Source organism: Pseudomonas sp. HMWF006 (genome assembly GCF_003061205.1).
GTDB lineage: Bacteria > Pseudomonadota > Gammaproteobacteria > Pseudomonadales > Pseudomonadaceae > Aquipseudomonas > Aquipseudomonas monsensis.
The window spans coordinates 1-14,525 of the sequence record NZ_QAIU01000291.1 but is presented as its reverse complement, the minus strand read 5'-3'; the positions used below and the strand labels follow the sequence as shown (position 1 = coordinate 14,525).

Here is a 14,525-nt window from a genome sequence, read left to right as displayed (position 1 = left end):
GATGAAGGTGAGTCATTTTGAAAAAGAGTGCTCTGCCAGTCAAAACCTGCATGACCTCCGGCCTTCCCTTCACATGGAGGAAAAAGTGGGCACGTTGCTGGGAGGATGTGCGTTACTGCTCAGAGCGATGCCGGCGCAGTAAAAACTGAACCGCAGAAAGCCCTTTGGAGGGCATCAGTACAACATGGCAAGCGATTACGAAAGCTTTCAATACTCCTCAAATGCCCTGTTCATTCTCGACGGAAAGCCTTCGCACGACCGCTAGGGCTTGTTGCCGGTGATCCCCCCGAAGCGTTGCTCGGTATCCTCCTAAGCACAATGACAAGGAACGCAGATCTGTGCGTGTACAGCTTCAGGCTAGGACTTTTCAAGGACGGACAGGATGATTATTAGGCGTTTACGTGCAATCAGATACTAGGTAATCAGGCGATGATGCTCTGAAAATATTAGTAGCCACGGTGGATGCTTGAGCATCCCTGTATGTCCCGCAGAGGACACTGGTCAGTGCAGGACTTCGGTCAGGAGCATCACTACGATCACCAAGATAGTTCATTGACGTGACCGTTCGGCGGTTACTTTGGCGAGTTTCAAAAATCGCATCTAGTGTTGCGTAGCTGGCTAAATGCCAGCCCACATGCGGGGGCCGAAAAAGGCACTCGCCACTAACAGCAATGCCAAAGAAATCAGGGATGGTTTGTGCTTGCGGTTCTACGCTATCCGCCCTCAGCGATGAGCTTCCCCCTGCGTTTCGTTGATTTCTATCAAGGAAAGAAAGATGACCAACGTACAGTCCATACGCACGCTTCTCGTAAACTCAACCCTACCTACTGATGATCACAGCGCTGCAATCAACCAAACAGCCTCCGTTGGCGCACTGGTCAATAGCTGCTGCACTGCGATCTTACAACAGCCGAATATGGTCGTACCTGCCATGCCCGAGATGGCAACGCACCAGCAAACGACTCGCGACCATGCGAATTCCTGGATCAGTACCATTCAACCTGCACTGATCGGCAGTATTGGTGGCGTAGTGGGTTTTTCAAATCAATTCAATGCGTATCTCACTCCCTTGCTAAACGCGGCGCCGACTGTCAACACTGATCCGAAATCAAAACAAACGATTATTGAAGGGCTACAGCTTCTAAAAACTGCAGCGACAACGCAAAAATCGAATTCCACTTTGGCTTGCCAAGCTGTGGACAATTTCCGCAGTAACTTCTCTTCCGACTTCGTGGCCTTCGCCTCAGACATCGATACCCTTTCGATCAAACTAATCGGCGACAACGGGGAAATTGCTCAGTTGCAAAGTCAAATGACTTCTCTGCAGAGCGCAATGAACAATGACCTCACAATGATTGCTTCAGGTGCAGTCGGGGTTGTCGTAGGTGGGCTGATGATCGCTGTTGGCGTTCTTGCTGAAATTCCATCTGGTGGTGTTTCCACGGGGCTGATCGTAGCAGGTGCCATAGTCGTTGCTGGCGGGGTGGCGGTTACCATTTATGGCTCTGTGGATTACGCGGACAAAATGAAGCAATACAAAGAAGCCGCAGAAAAACTGGCTGCAGACCAAGCCGAAGTTACACTGATGACACATGCAAAAGGTCAGCTTACATCGCTCAATACTCAGATCGCTTCCGCCATCTCAGCTTTGAATGCGATGGAGGCTTCCTGGCAAGGGCTGATAACGAACTTCGATACGTTACTCCAGCAAGTAGATAGCACCAATGTCGACAGCGCCTTCCTTTCTGCACAACTAAACGCTGCTAGCTCGGACTGGCATGACATGGCTACACAAGCGCGCAAAGTACAGGACATGATAAATCCGGCTCAAGTTCCGCTATCCATCGTCGAAAACATCCCGACCTCGGCGGCTGCCTAACTCTGAACAAGTTTGCGTCGGCAATTAAAGCCGACGCATTTTCTTCATTGAAAAAACGGGAAATATTATGACTCTCATGCAAAGAATCGACGTTAGCACAGTATCAATGTTTCGAAGCGCTGAGATCAATGCCGGCACAATGGTTGTGTTAAGTGTAACATCCCTGCTAGACACTCTATCAAGCAAGATTACCCAATTACCCAATGTAGGCAGCAACAGCATTCCACAGTTAAACCAGCATATCAGTACGCTCAAGCTTTTAGCCAATGAATGGCCCACTGCCAACAAGCCCTCCCTGTTAGCGGCCATGCAACAATTGAAAGAGTTTGGCGATAGTTTTATTTCAACGGATGCACCTACTCTTCAGAAAGCATTCCAATCAATGTCTGATAACAACCCGGGAGCTCAACAAGCGGCGGCAAACCTAACGAATCAAATCATCCAGAAACTATCTGGGCCTAGCCAAACAGTTAATGTAGTCACACACAGTATCGGCGAATACCTTAGTCAATTAGCTAACGTTTCGTCAGATATAAATGGAGACTCGGCAATAGTTGCTCAACGAATTCAAAACGATCAAGCAAGGTCAGCAATGCTTGAGACCCAAGCCAATGACCTTCAAAGTAAGCTCGACGATGCCCGAAGTCGAGCTAAATGGTATTGGTTGATGGGGCCGCTGGCCGCATTACTCGCCCAGGAAATCGATTCACTCGCTTCGAATCTAGGTGGCGTGATCAATCAGCTGAATGAGATCAGATCGGATCAAGCGAACACGCTCGCAGAGGAGAACTATCTTCAAGCGTTGCTGCCTGCACTGAATGCATACCTCACAGGTGTGAATCAAATGGGAGCAGGGATTAACTCTATTCTGGCAGGGATCCAAGCACTACAAAGTCAGCTTGGGCAACTTACAGGGGCAATAGAGTCATCACCCGGCGCTGGTACTTTCGCTAACGCACAATTGCAAGCAGCGCTTATTGACTGGCGAGACATTTCTGAAAAACTAAGCCAACTTACATAAGTAGCTGCTCCGCTAGATAAGGGAGATCACATATTTATAGAAAGCTGATGCCCCCCGTTTAATAGATACAAGGGGCGCGATCGCAGCGAAAGGCACGCTTCATATCACAGGCAGTGCGAGCGATTACCGAACGGCTAAGCGGGACTTATTTACTCGCACTGCTGAGGAGAACCCGCACGGTAATAGCAGGAACCAGCCAACAATCTGAAGTGGCATGAAAGTGGCGTAGGGCGCGTCCCGCGCCGCAGAATACGACAGGAATCCGCTCCACGGAGACAGGCAAACAATTCACAAAATATGGATTCAGCTGACAACCGCCCCTTTTGGGCCACTGGCAATCAGCGCAGCACCACAAGCAGTTTTCATACCGTCGAGCGCGATGGGCACACCATCGACGGTGTAGGTGCTACTGCCCTCGGCAATTGGGAAAATCCCCTTGCATAACGGGCAACTGACCTTGTGACCAACCCCGGCAATAGGTTTGCCGTTGAGGTCGGTATGGGAGAAGGCTTCGAGCACCTTGCCACCGTGTGTGGTGGAGTCGCCCAAGCGGATTGCGTCTTTCATGTTGTCACTCCTTTGACCAAAATACTCAGCCATCCAAACGTCTTCGTACCCTTGGATATCGATGATGAATTTTGCGCCCGTGGGCAAACATAGATACTTCATAACCAGCGGTAGCATTTCGGGTAAATGCTCAATACAAATAGGCTGGTAAAAATCTATCGCTGTCGAATGCGTGCCGCAGTGAATGAACCAGCTGACATTCCCCCCATCCGGCAATCGAATGCGTGTGCCGTAAATGGGTGTATTTCCCAGCGACCCGATGGCGATAGCGACCATGTCCTCTGGTGGTAGCACTGACATCCCGTGTTTTTCGCATATCGCGCTCTGGACAGCGCTGGGATATCTGTGATTTTGTTTGCTCACAGCGACTCCTTGCTTATCGATCCTATACCATTCGATGGGTGGCTCGGGATCGTCAGTTTTCGAGCCACCAGTTCAACAACGTTTCGTCATCATCGTCATCGAGTTTTTTGTATATATTCGCGTAGTACCATTGTGTCCCTGTTCTATCGCGAAACCGGTCAAAAAACTCATTGATCTTATCCATCCCGTTGCCCGCAGGTACGGCCAACGAAAGATTGCCCTCAAACACACCATCCAGCGTGCCACCGAGCTCGCATCTGACATCCCTTTCAAGCTCTAAAATCTCCTCAGCAGGGATATGGTCGGCGTAGATGTGGATGCAGAAATTGCCGCCTCGTTCAAGAACTACCGCATGAGTGTTTCTGTCCTCGATAGAGATGACATCTCCTCGGGCCATATTGAGCGCCAGACCTGGTGAGGACAGCAGCTCATAGGTTGCAGTATCCAACTGACGAGCCGGGAGCTCCTCGAATACTGGATCTTCGTCTCTGGTGCCTGCATATACTTCAATCAGCATAAAGCTTAAGAACCGATGTACTTATAATAAAGAGAAAGCTGCGAATCCGTTTCCGACACCTCCACATGGAGTATCGCTTCGCTGGGTTTTCCGTCAGCAAAAAGGATACATTCCAACCCAAGCGCACCATCGTCTGCTTCGTAAATATCAACAAACGGCCGTTGCTTTGTACACGACACAAAGGCCTCCATCTCGGGACACATTGAAATCTTTGTACCTCTATCAAAGTAATGGTCAATGGCTTCGTAAATTTCGTCAGCCACTGCGGTAGAAATCCCGAAATCGCGTTGCAGTGCCTGAGAATCACGCTGGCTGATCGTAATGACGAGCTTCTTGACCTTCACGTAGGCTCGCAGCCCGTAAGCAAGCTGCCCAGGGTTCACTGATGATTGCAAACGCGTCCCCCCTCATGCTCAAATTGGCTTGATGGCCGACCAAAGAACGCTTTCCAACGGCGTAAAATTTACTCCTTTAATATCTCTCGCAAGCTCTTTGAATTCACGCGAGCAGATAAGCGTATTACTCCCTGAAATCAACCCCTTGAATTTGAACAGATCGCGCTTGAAGTCGGGAGGTAATATCAATTTCTTGAACCTGAAAATCAACCCATCCTCTTCTATGAAAGTAGAAGCAGGATCGGTCTCCGAGCGCGCATCCAGCTCTTCAAAAAGTACAGCATTGTAGCTTTTGGATGAAATAGCTTCTCCATCTTTAGAAACCACCTTAATGGGCACAGCGTCAGTCACAACGACGTCCAAATCGCTGCAAATAGACATAAAATCATCACTGACAATGTAAAATCGAGCGACACTTCTTATATCAAAGTCATAGAACTTATCTATAGAAATAAGCACCATACCTTCTGGATAGGGTGTGTGTGTTTTGTAATTGATCTTCTCCGCATACCACGAAAAAAACCCATACTCGACACCTTTGGTATCTGAGTAAAATTTATCGTGGAGATCTGCCTGTAAGAAGCCAGCCGGGCAACCAGGTTCTTCCTTCTGAGAGAGCACGTAATGTTCCATGTCGCTCAATACCGTCGATAATGGTTGATGGCTCAGTCGCCTCAGCCTTTAATACCCCAGTTAAACTTTTATCAGCTATCACATATGCACATACACATCAGCGTCTATTGGACAGCTTTTTTATTAATATTTAACAATAGTTGTTTTTTCATCCAATGGGCGACCCGGATTTGTACCTTTCAAATTCGTCGAATCCCAGACCAGACAACTGTTTCCAACGGGGTAAATTCAATGCCCTTGAAATCGGTCGCCAAATCCTTGAACAACTGAGAGCAGATCAGGCTATCACTACCTGAAACAAGTCTCTTATATTTAAAAACATCTAGCTTCCAATCATCAGGGAGAATTAATTTCTTGAATCTTATGGGCCTACCATTTTCTTCGACAAACGTAGAGGCTGGATCGCATTTTGTCCGAACGTCCATCTCATCGAACAATACAGCGTTGTATTTTTTTGAAGAAATACGTTCGCCCGTCTCGGAAACAACCTGGATTGCAACACTGTCGACTATACTGACATTAAGGCTATTACAGGCAGCCAAAAACTCATCACTTACAACGTAAAAAAAACGGGAAACACTACGAATATCAAAATCGTAGTATTTCTCCTTGGAGATCAAAACCAAGCCTTCGGGGAAAGGTGTACGCGGGCCCGGCTTCCCTTTTTGCGCATACCATGGAAAAAAACCAAACTCAACGCCCTTCGTATCGGAGTAAAACTTATCGAAGAGATCCGCATAGATAATCCCTATAGGACAGCCAGAGTCTTCCTTTTGAGAAAGCACATAATAATTCATGACGCACAACTCCCTATTCATCGAACTCTACGTTGTTTTGTTCCAGGCACAGACAAACTCGCTCTTAGTCTGGATTGGATTGCTGAAATCTGGGAGCGAGCCTGTGCCTTATCGATATCGCCAGATATCATAGTCATCACGAACTTTTCGACCATATTTTCAACCATTGGCTTATAGACTGGGAGCTTCTGTGAGGATGTTTTGTTTCGTGGCTCAGGTGCAGCGGGCTGTCGCATAGCGCTTGGGCTCAGGCTTGGGCTTGATTCTGTACACATACTAGAAGGGCGTGCTCATGCGCCTACCGATACCGCTGGCGAATGAGTGCGAGTGGGTATGCCTACCTAGGTGCGTGCACTCCCTACGAACCTTCCCTATGGTTGCCGCTGTTATAAATATAGATAACGTGATTTGGCAGAAAGCAGACTTCCATACCAGCCTGAATCCTATCAGTGCAATAAGGGGCGTTATCGAGCTGCCCTATATACAGATTTCCGACTCGACCCTTGACGATAACACACATGCGCTCGACGCAGACTTCTTCTGCTCCGCGCTCATCGGTGGCAACGATTCTAAAAATCAGCTTAACAAGCTGTTGTGCTTGGAGGCTATTTCTAGCATCTCTCGGTGGGAGCCAGAAGCTTGTAGGGAATTCATTGTGGATGGCTTCGGCGTCGTCCAACTCCCAGCCATCTCTATTGATGTCAGCTAACGTTGCTTCCATAACCCCTCAAAAAGCTCATATTATGATTATAACCAGCTGGCTTAACGCCCCATTCCTCAGCGCTATGCCAGTAATACCTCGGGCACCCCAGACGTTTACTTCAGAAGCTATCCTAACGTCACATAATCAGCCGGGCACCGCCCGAAGAAACGTTGCCATCTCCCCTGCCGCAATTTGTAAGGCGGCATGCGACAAAAATCTCTACGTTTTTGGACTAGCGAAAAACGCTCGGGATCAGCGAGCGTCATTCAAAGCTGGACTGTCTAGGTTAGAGCCCCATACGCTTCAGCCCTTGGCGCATACCTTGATCAGCCTGCTCACACCATTGTTTGAGAGTGAGGTTCGGCGGCAAATTGCTTTCCAAGCTCTTGTATTCCCCGTTGACCAACGCTTCCCCCTTACGGCCAAACTCTTCGTTCTTATCGCCGTCACGCTTATCGAAATCACCAGGCATGTTGCCAACGAATGCAACCATCTTGTTGGCGTTCTCGGCGCTGTCTGCTTTCAGGATCCCCTTGTCGACGCAGCTTTTAATCAGGCCTGACATGTTGCGACCATTGTCGTACACCCCTTTCAGGGTGGCGGCATCCTGTCCTTCGGCGTGGGCGAGAGAGCAGGTACCGAAAGCTGCAGCCATGGCGAGAATCAAAGAAGCGATCTTCATATTTATTCCTTTAAATTTCAGAGAGCATTGAGCTCTGTTTGGCTTAATTGTTTTTACTGGAACAACGTGATGATGGATTCGGAATACAGATCCGGTACATCTTTTACTGATTTGAGTATGTTTTGACGGACAGTCTGACCTTTAACACTCGGATCTTGTGCTACATATTCCGGGGGGAAAGCCGGTGCATCTTTATCAGCGCCGGCAGCCAGCAAAGCCTTCGTGCAATCCGGGTTGCTACGAATTGCACTTTCCAGCAATGGCGTGCCAACAGGCCATGCCTGCTGTTGTGGAGCAAAAGCATCAACGGAAGTGCCAGCCTTGTGCAGCAGGGCAATCCGCTGCGCAGCTTGTGGATCCGGCTGATCGTTCAGTGCATATGCACGCTCGCAAACGTAATGCAGCGGTGTAGAACCCACCTTGCTGACGCCATAGGGATCGGTACCAGCAGCGATCAACAGCTTGATCAATTCCAGATTGTTCGCACCTTTGCCGATCAATGGAGAAAACCCTTGAGGCGTCAGCATCCGGGCGTCGGCACCGGCCTGCAGCAGTAACTTTGTCACTTCGACCGACGACGGATTTTCTATGCCCACGGCGGCAATAAGTGGCGTATTGGTTCCGCCTTGAGCAATCACATTGGTGTCGGCACCCGCTTTGATCAGGCTCTGCACAATGGGCATTGAGTCCTTCATGTCTTCTGGATCACCCATATGCCCCAATATGGATAACAGTATTGTTTCACCGTTATCGCTGATTGGTTGATTGACATCGATAGGAAACTCGAGAAGCCGATCTACCAGCACTGGGTTCCTGTAATAAGCTGCATGCCATAGAATAAGCGCGTTAGGCTTCGCGCCGTTTGCAAGCAGTTTGTTTACGCTATCCAGGTCTTTCTGTTCTTTTGAATACGCGTATTGAAGCACTGCAGTATCCAGTTTCTGATAGGCGTCAACTGGCTGCGCTTGCGCTACGTTCGTGCTACAGAAGCAAACACCTGCGACACATGCAATCCACAGGCGCTTAAAAACATAATTTGATTTCAGCATATAAAACTCATGATTGGGTAGTAAGCATCTACATTCAGACAATGCCGAAAGAACGACTTCATTCGCGCTTCAACCATGGAACGGACGACAGGAGTCCGCGCCATGGAGATAGGCAATCAATGCACAAAATATGGACTTAGCTGACAACCGCCCCTTTTGGGCCACTGGCAATCAGCGCAGCACCACAAGCAGTTTTCATACCGTCGAGCGCGATGGGCACACCATCGACGGTGTAGGTGCTACTGCCCTCGGCAATTGGGAAAATCCCCTTGCATAACGGGCAACTGACCTTGTGACCAACCCCGGCAATAGGTTTGCCGTTGAGGTCGGTATGGGAGAAGGCTTCGAGCACCTTGCCACCGTGTGTGGTGGAGTCGCCCAAGCGGATTGCGTCTTTCATGTTGTCACTCCTTTGACCAAGTTACTCAGCCATCCAGACGTCTTCGTACCCTTGAGTATCGATAATGAATTTTGCACCTGTTGGCAGACATAGATACTTTATTGTTGGCGTTGATGATATTTTGCCCCAAGTTGCTGGAGTCCATAGATCCACCCGAATGCTCCTCAGGCGATGGCCTTGCTCGATATCGCAGAGGCTGCAGAGGGTCATTCAAAATCAGCCGCTTGGATCAAAATCGTATTAGCGCCAACAGGCAGGCTATTCCACTGCCCCATGAGTAATGATCCATCTAGACGCGGAAAGCTTCATTTAGATCAACCTCTTCATCCTCGTCACCATCCTCAAAACACCTAAAATCTCTACCGTCAAGTGCCGCCTTTATTAAAGCGTATAGTGCCGCTGACTGGAAGTTCACTTGGAGCCAAAGAGATCTCTCATCTTCATAAATCAGACGAGCATCGTAATCTCCACTGCTGTTTAGCGAGTGATCCTTTAGATAGAGATCACCATTGTGCGAGCGGACACAACTACTACTCTCTTTGACTTCATCGATGACATGCTGGGCTGTAGAGCTATCACCAAACACTAATTTGTATTCATAACTCATGATCCGTGTGGTCTCCCTCGAACAGCAGGTAAATTGGCCGGATTGCGAATGCCAATGTGAGTTTTATTTGGATCGGCAGAAACTTTACCTTCATCATCCAGCTGTTGCTTGGACGGATCCTGTTTATGGATGTGCGCATTATTACCAGATTTGTGAGGGCAGGCATTCAAGTTTCCGTACTTGTGAACCCTGACCTCTGAACCGTCTGCATGCTTCCAAGTTTCATTGACCCCATTGTCTTTTGTTTTCGAGAATCCGGCGCTGTTCAACGTTTTACCGGCGCGAGGAATGCTCGTACCTTTCATGCGAGGTAGATCAGAAGAGGCGGAAAGGCCAAGTGGGTCAATCCACTCCAACGGGTTAGGTACGTAATGATAAAGGTTCAGCCCACCTGCCAACCCAATTGGGTCTTGCGAAATGAAACGCCCCGCCTCAGGATCGTAGTATCGGTACCGGTTGTAATGAAGACCGGTTTCATGATCGTGATATTGCCCCTGAAACCGTATCGGGTTCATCACGCCATGTTGCCGCGCCCACTCCGAGCGCTGTTCCATTACCTGTCCCCACGCCTTGTACTGCACAGTCCAGGCCATGTTGCCTTGTGAATCCGTCAACTCCTGCGGTGTACCCAAGTGATCGCATTGATACCAGACCAACGCATTAAACGGTAATGCCGTTGCCTTGTGATTCCACAACGGATCCTCATCAATGCTGTACTCACCGCTGTAATCCAGTTGGCCCATCAGGTTGATCTGTGCGTGCCGCACTGCCTGCGCGACGGGGACGAAGGTGCCCGGTTCGAAGATGTAGTGAACCGTGCGACCCGGTTCGCCATCGCTCTGCGCCGCGCTGCTTTCCCATGCGAGGTTGTCGCCATCCCAACCATAGAGCGTGAAGCCGCAGCCCAGCTCGCGCTGTCTGCGCGCGTGTTCGTTGCGATTCCATAGGGAGCCGGCCTCCGGACGCTGTTTGTAGTGGGCGCGGGAGTTTTTGTGCAGGCGTCGGCCCAGAGCGTCATAAGCGAAATCGACGGCGAGGCGTAGGTCTTCGAAATGCACCAGCCGGTCAAACAAGTCCCACTGCAGATCGGTACACTGACCGTTTTGCCAGCGCTGGATCTGGTTGCCACGTTCGTCATAGTCGTAGTGAGTGCCGGCGTACTCACGAAGCAGGTTATCTAGCAGTTTGCTGCGCGTCGGTGTCAGATCCAGCGGGCGGCGAACTTCCGTCGCATTGTCGTCGAGCAGGTTGCCCGCCGGGTCGAAGGCGAAGGTTTCCACCCCTTGACGTGTCGCGGCGCTGAGCAGTCGGCCGACTGGATCGTAGCGATAGGCGAGCGCACCGCGACGGCTATCGTTGATGCCGGTCAGTTGGCCGGCGGCGTCGTATTTGTACTCGCGTTTGAGCTGCGTGGACTTGTCGTCGCTGCGCCCCAGCAACTGTTCCTGCAAGCGTCCGGCAGGATCCCAGTTCTGGGTTTGCAGCAGACGATTGCCTTGATGGCGGGCGACTTCGCGGTGCAAGTCGTCGCGCTCGTAGCCGATCAGTTCATGCTCGTCCAGACGCATGCCTAGCAGATGGCCGCTGCCATAAGTCAACCAACTGACTCGGTGACCATCTGGGCGAATAGTGCCAACACGCTGATTGAGCACGTCGTACTCGTGCTGCCAGATCGCGACCGCAGGTTTTTCCAGGCCGAGGTAGTGTTGGTGCTCGCGCAGCAGATTGCCGGCCGGGTCGTGGAACCATTGCAGTCGGCTGACCGCGTTGTTGGCCAGCACCATATTACCGTTGCCATCGTAGGCAAAAGTCTCGCTTTGCAGCTGGTCGCCCAAACTCGCCCGACGCTCAGTCAGGCGTCCCATCGGATCGAAGCTCAGCGAAATCACACGTTCGCCATTGATCACCTGCGCCAGGCGACCGGTTTCAGCGTTGTACTGATAGCGTGTCGTACGGCCGTCAAACCCGCTTTCTTCTAGCAGACGGCCCACAGGGTCGTAATGAAAATGCGCGCGCTGCTCGTTTTCGTTTTCCAAGGCCAACAGTTGACCTAGACGATCCCAGCGGTAGCGCAGGGTTTGTTCGGCGGCATCCACCCGTTCGGCGATCAAACCGGCGCCGGTGTAACTCCACATGGTGCAGCGATCTAGGCCGTCAACATGCGCCAACAACCGACCTTCGGCATCGCGTTCAAAGCGCTCCTCGGTTTTGTCTGGGTGCTTGATCAACACCAACTGCCCTGCTCTGTATTCGTACTCAGTGCTGTTCCCGGCAGCATCGGTGAAACAGACCATCTGCCCCAGCTCGTTGTGTTCCCAAGCGCTGGTTTTACCCGAGCAGTCGACGTATTCCACCAGCTGACCGGCGTCGTTGTAGTCCAACGTTTTTTCATTGCCATTGGCGTCTTTGATCGCCGTTGGTTGGCCTGCCTTGTTGTAAGCGTATTCGGTCTTGTTGCCCAATGGATCAATGGCTTCGACTTGATTGCCCTGATCGTCATAAACCCGTTGCCACTGCCCGCCCTCGGCGTCACTGATCTTGATCAGCATGTCCTGATCATCGTACGCGTAATGCATGACGGTGTGATCGGCGCGGATGTGTTCGAGCAGGTTGCTGCGCTCATCGTAGCTGTAGCGATCTGTACTGCCGTCCGCATGCACGTGACGCACGATGTTTTTCGCGTCGTCGCGGAAGAACCACTCCGAGCGCTCGTCGGCATGGCGAATGCGATAGGTGTAGCCAAGAATGTCGTAGTAATGCCAGGTCTCGTTGCCAAGAGCATCGGTGACGTAGGTCAGACGAATGTTTTCATCCCACTCCAGACGCGTATCGAAGCTGCCGTCATCGGCCCATTCTCGGATGGCTTTGGCCTTGGCACCGGGGCCGTCCCACTCCAGGTTCATACCGCGGCCGGTACGGTCGGTATAGCGGGTGATCAGGTGATGCTGGAACTGATACGACCAGACCGAGCCGTTCTCATCCTGCGCCTGAATCAGGTCGCCATAGGCGTCGTACTGGTAGGCGCAGAGTTGCCGTAGCGGTTCGCCGTCAACGATTTGCCACAGGCCGGTCAACCGGCCGTGATCGTCGATCAGCGTGCCGAGGTGCAGGTGCACCTTGCTGATGTCGTTTTCCTGATAGGTGATCAGATCCGAAAGCACCGACTGTTCGCCGTGGCGATGCTCGTAGTGCAGCATGATCCCGGCGCCGTTACGCAACGAGATGTGAGTCAGCACATAGCGCTGGCCACGGCGGACGTAGGTTTCCTTGCGTTCGAAACCACGGCACAGCGATATCTGATCTTCGCTGGCACGAACCAGGGTGATGTTTTCGATGGCGTCGTAGTGAAACAGCCCAACTTTGGGCAACGGATAGCTGTGATAGCGGCCATCGGCGCCGTAGAAGGTCAGGCCATCTTCCACGCAGTCGAAACGTGTGGTGAATTCGTTGATCCAGCGGGCGCCGAGTTCGCTTTGCTCGTATGCACCCAAACGTGAATTGTAGGTACGCATCCACACGACCGGGAAAGCCCCGGGCAAGCTGAAATCGGTATGGCTGATGCTTTCCGAACCTAGGGCAAAGTTGATGCTGTGACGGGTGCTGGAGTAGGCGCAGTTTTTCTTCGGGTTGGGAGCTTGAGTCACCGCAGCCTGTTGACTCGTTGCTCCCAGACCACCTTCGGAGGCAGTGTGCTGGGCCCGACTGGTTTGATCTGGCTTGACTCCTGCACCTTGGCCGTGAGCATTTCGCTTACGCCAAAGAGTGACTGCACTGGACAAAATCAGCAGCAACCAACCAATAGAGTTCTGAACCGATTCGTCGTCCAACTTGCTCAACTGGGTACGCAGTTCCGGGCCCATGGCGCGCAGTTTTGCGGTCTCGGTAGCAACCTGTTTTTTGATCTCGTCGGGTAGCAGATGATCGGCCGCGCTGTTGGCCAGCCCCTTGCCAGCCGCTTTATAAGCACTCGCGGTAGCCCCGAAAATGTTGCCAATTGCCGCGAGAGGGTCGTTCAGTAACTGATCCCCCGCCGCGCTGATCTGTTGACTGGCGGCCTGGACGTCCCCCTTGGCGTCGAGCTTACCGTTAGCAACGGTTTCGAGACCTTTGGCGATCTCGTTAATAACGTCTTCGCCCAGCTTGCCAGCGTCCGCGAGAATCCCGGGCAACTTGCCTTTGGCCTGTTCAACAAAGTCGTCGAGGGTGCCGATGATAGAGGCGTTCAAGTGACCGACCAGAACCTCGATCACAGATGCACTGAGAAGCATTTTGCTGGTGGCCTTCATCTCTTGGCGCACCAAGAACAGGGTCGGGCGCAAGGTCATGCGTGCCGCCGCCATGGCGGGTGGCAGTGGCAGCACACCGATCAGGTTGATGCCCAGACTGGCCCACGCCAGCAGGTCGCGTTTCTGCGCTTTGGACAGGGTAACGATGTCACCCAACGCATCGACCAGCGCCATAATGTTGCCCACCACGGGCAAGGCACCGGCGACGTTCTTGATCCGGTCGAGGGTGACCACGCCACCGCTTGCCGATTGCAGCCAGGCATCGAAGGTCGCCGCGCTGCTGGCGACGTCCTGGATGTCGATGGAGTTCAGTGGAACGATGGCAACCTGAGCTTCACGTTTTACGATTTCAGTGGTCATGACAGCATCTCACCCGCCAACAGGCCCGGGGTTTTCAAGGAAGGTTTTGGCAGCGTTGGTGCGGGAAGCGTCGGCAATCGGCCGCCCTTGCTCGCGGCGCCGAGGATGCTCGACGCACTCGGCATCGCCGCGCTCGCCAGTTTCGGCAGTCCGGCTACTCCGCCCTGCACGGCGCCTTTCACCTGATGAGCCGTTTGCATTGCGCCCTGCGCGGTCTGCATCGCACTCATCCCTGTTTGTGCCATTTCCTTGCCCTTCTCCAGCAT

General features: G+C 51.8%; 15 protein-coding genes. 3 read left to right on the top strand and 12 right to left on the bottom strand.

The window, feature by feature from the left end:
• Positions 1 to 17 precede the first annotated feature (17 nt).
• The 3 genes from DBR24_RS12130 (at position 18) to DBR24_RS12120 (ending at position 2,900) form a co-directional block, all read left to right on the top strand.
• On the top strand, positions 18 to 149 hold the full coding sequence (locus DBR24_RS12130; protein WP_128614869.1) for a DUF2256 domain-containing protein: 132 nt from the start codon (positions 18 to 20) through the stop codon (positions 147 to 149).
• 626 nt (positions 150 to 775) lie between these two features.
• Entirely contained in the window at positions 776 to 1,879 is a 1,104-nt protein-coding gene (locus DBR24_RS12125; protein WP_128614868.1) for an HBL/NHE enterotoxin family protein, read from the top strand.
• Positions 1,880 to 1,946: 67 nt separating this feature from the next.
• Positions 1,947 to 2,900 (top strand): HBL/NHE enterotoxin family protein, encoded by a 954-nt coding sequence (locus DBR24_RS12120; protein ID WP_128614867.1) that lies wholly within the window; start codon positions 1,947 to 1,949, stop codon positions 2,898 to 2,900.
• Positions 2,901 to 3,203: 303 nt separating this feature from the next.
• On the opposite strand, the gene DBR24_RS12115 is transcribed toward DBR24_RS12120, so the two are convergent.
• The 12 genes from DBR24_RS12115 to DBR24_RS12055 all read right to left on the bottom strand — a co-directional run.
• Complete coding sequence (locus DBR24_RS12115; protein WP_128614860.1) at positions 3,204 to 3,467, bottom strand: PAAR domain-containing protein; 264 nt, start codon at positions 3,465 to 3,467, stop codon at positions 3,204 to 3,206.
• Positions 3,468 to 3,882: 415 nt separating this feature from the next.
• On the bottom strand, positions 3,883 to 4,347 hold the full coding sequence (locus tag DBR24_RS12105; RefSeq protein WP_128614866.1) for a DUF4265 domain-containing protein: 465 nt from the start codon (positions 4,345 to 4,347) through the stop codon (positions 3,883 to 3,885).
• A 5-nt stretch (positions 4,348 to 4,352) separates the two neighbouring features.
• A complete protein-coding gene (locus DBR24_RS12100; RefSeq protein ID WP_256591421.1) occupies positions 4,353 to 4,691 on the bottom strand; it encodes a hypothetical protein in 339 nt (112 codons plus the stop codon).
• A gap of 69 nt (positions 4,692 to 4,760) precedes the next feature.
• Positions 4,761 to 5,375 (bottom strand): Imm43 family immunity protein, encoded by a 615-nt coding sequence (locus DBR24_RS12095; protein ID WP_128614865.1) that lies wholly within the window; start codon positions 5,373 to 5,375, stop codon positions 4,761 to 4,763.
• 179 nt (positions 5,376 to 5,554) lie between these two features.
• Positions 5,555 to 6,172 carry an Imm43 family immunity protein gene (locus DBR24_RS12090; RefSeq protein ID WP_128614864.1) on the bottom strand — a complete coding sequence of 206 codons (618 nt, stop codon included), beginning with the start codon at positions 6,170 to 6,172 and terminating at the stop codon, positions 5,555 to 5,557.
• Between the two features lie 358 nt (positions 6,173 to 6,530).
• Positions 6,531 to 6,893 (bottom strand): DUF2314 domain-containing protein, encoded by a 363-nt coding sequence (locus DBR24_RS12085; protein WP_128614863.1) that lies wholly within the window; start codon positions 6,891 to 6,893, stop codon positions 6,531 to 6,533.
• A gap of 268 nt (positions 6,894 to 7,161) precedes the next feature.
• Positions 7,162 to 7,557 (bottom strand): hypothetical protein, encoded by a 396-nt coding sequence (locus DBR24_RS12080; RefSeq protein WP_128614862.1) that lies wholly within the window; start codon positions 7,555 to 7,557, stop codon positions 7,162 to 7,164.
• A gap of 53 nt (positions 7,558 to 7,610) precedes the next feature.
• The gene (locus tag DBR24_RS12075; protein ID WP_128614861.1) at positions 7,611 to 8,606 is read right to left on the bottom strand and encodes an ankyrin repeat domain-containing protein; all 996 of its coding nucleotides are present in this window, start codon (positions 8,604 to 8,606) and stop codon (positions 7,611 to 7,613) included.
• A gap of 136 nt (positions 8,607 to 8,742) precedes the next feature.
• On the bottom strand, positions 8,743 to 9,006 hold the full coding sequence (locus DBR24_RS12070) for a PAAR domain-containing protein (protein ID WP_128614860.1): 264 nt from the start codon (positions 9,004 to 9,006) through the stop codon (positions 8,743 to 8,745).
• A 289-nt stretch (positions 9,007 to 9,295) separates the two neighbouring features.
• Complete coding sequence (locus tag DBR24_RS12065; RefSeq protein ID WP_128614859.1) at positions 9,296 to 9,613, bottom strand: hypothetical protein; 318 nt, start codon at positions 9,611 to 9,613, stop codon at positions 9,296 to 9,298.
• Positions 9,610 to 14,259 carry an RHS repeat-associated core domain-containing protein gene (locus DBR24_RS12060; RefSeq protein WP_256591420.1) on the bottom strand — a complete coding sequence of 1,550 codons (4,650 nt, stop codon included), beginning with the start codon at positions 14,257 to 14,259 and terminating at the stop codon, positions 9,610 to 9,612. Before DBR24_RS12060 ends, DBR24_RS12065 begins: the two co-directional genes overlap by 4 nt.
• A partial coding sequence (locus DBR24_RS12055; RefSeq protein ID WP_146189024.1) for a hypothetical protein occupies positions 14,256 to 14,525 on the bottom strand: 270 nt, incomplete at its 5' end. The genes DBR24_RS12055 and DBR24_RS12060, both read right to left, overlap by 4 nt.

Excerpts from the sequence above, each read along its gene's own strand:
- DBR24_RS12085 (WP_128614863.1), bottom strand. The coding sequence starts at position 6,893 with ATGGAAGCAACGTTAGCTGACATCAATAGAGATGGCTGGGAGTTGGAC.
- DBR24_RS12060 (WP_256591420.1), bottom strand. The coding sequence starts at position 14,259 with ATGACCACTGAAATCGTAAAACGTGAAGCTCAGGTTGCCATCGTTCCA.
- DBR24_RS12065 (WP_128614859.1), bottom strand. The coding sequence starts at position 9,613 with ATGAGTTATGAATACAAATTAGTGTTTGGTGATAGCTCTACAGCCCAG.
- DBR24_RS12120 (WP_128614867.1), top strand. The coding sequence starts at position 1,947 with ATGACTCTCATGCAAAGAATCGACGTTAGCACAGTATCAATGTTTCGA.
- DBR24_RS12125 (WP_128614868.1), top strand. The coding sequence starts at position 776 with ATGACCAACGTACAGTCCATACGCACGCTTCTCGTAAACTCAACCCTA.
- DBR24_RS12075 (WP_128614861.1), bottom strand. The coding sequence starts at position 8,606 with ATGCTGAAATCAAATTATGTTTTTAAGCGCCTGTGGATTGCATGTGTC.
- DBR24_RS12070 (WP_128614860.1), bottom strand. The coding sequence starts at position 9,006 with ATGAAAGACGCAATCCGCTTGGGCGACTCCACCACACACGGTGGCAAG.
- DBR24_RS12080 (WP_128614862.1), bottom strand. The coding sequence starts at position 7,557 with ATGAAGATCGCTTCTTTGATTCTCGCCATGGCTGCAGCTTTCGGTACC.
- DBR24_RS12105 (WP_128614866.1), bottom strand. The coding sequence starts at position 4,347 with ATGCTGATTGAAGTATATGCAGGCACCAGAGACGAAGATCCAGTATTC.
- DBR24_RS12090 (WP_128614864.1), bottom strand. The coding sequence starts at position 6,172 with ATGAATTATTATGTGCTTTCTCAAAAGGAAGACTCTGGCTGTCCTATA.
- DBR24_RS12095 (WP_128614865.1), bottom strand. The coding sequence starts at position 5,375 with ATGGAACATTACGTGCTCTCTCAGAAGGAAGAACCTGGTTGCCCGGCT.
- DBR24_RS12115 (WP_128614860.1), bottom strand. The coding sequence starts at position 3,467 with ATGAAAGACGCAATCCGCTTGGGCGACTCCACCACACACGGTGGCAAG.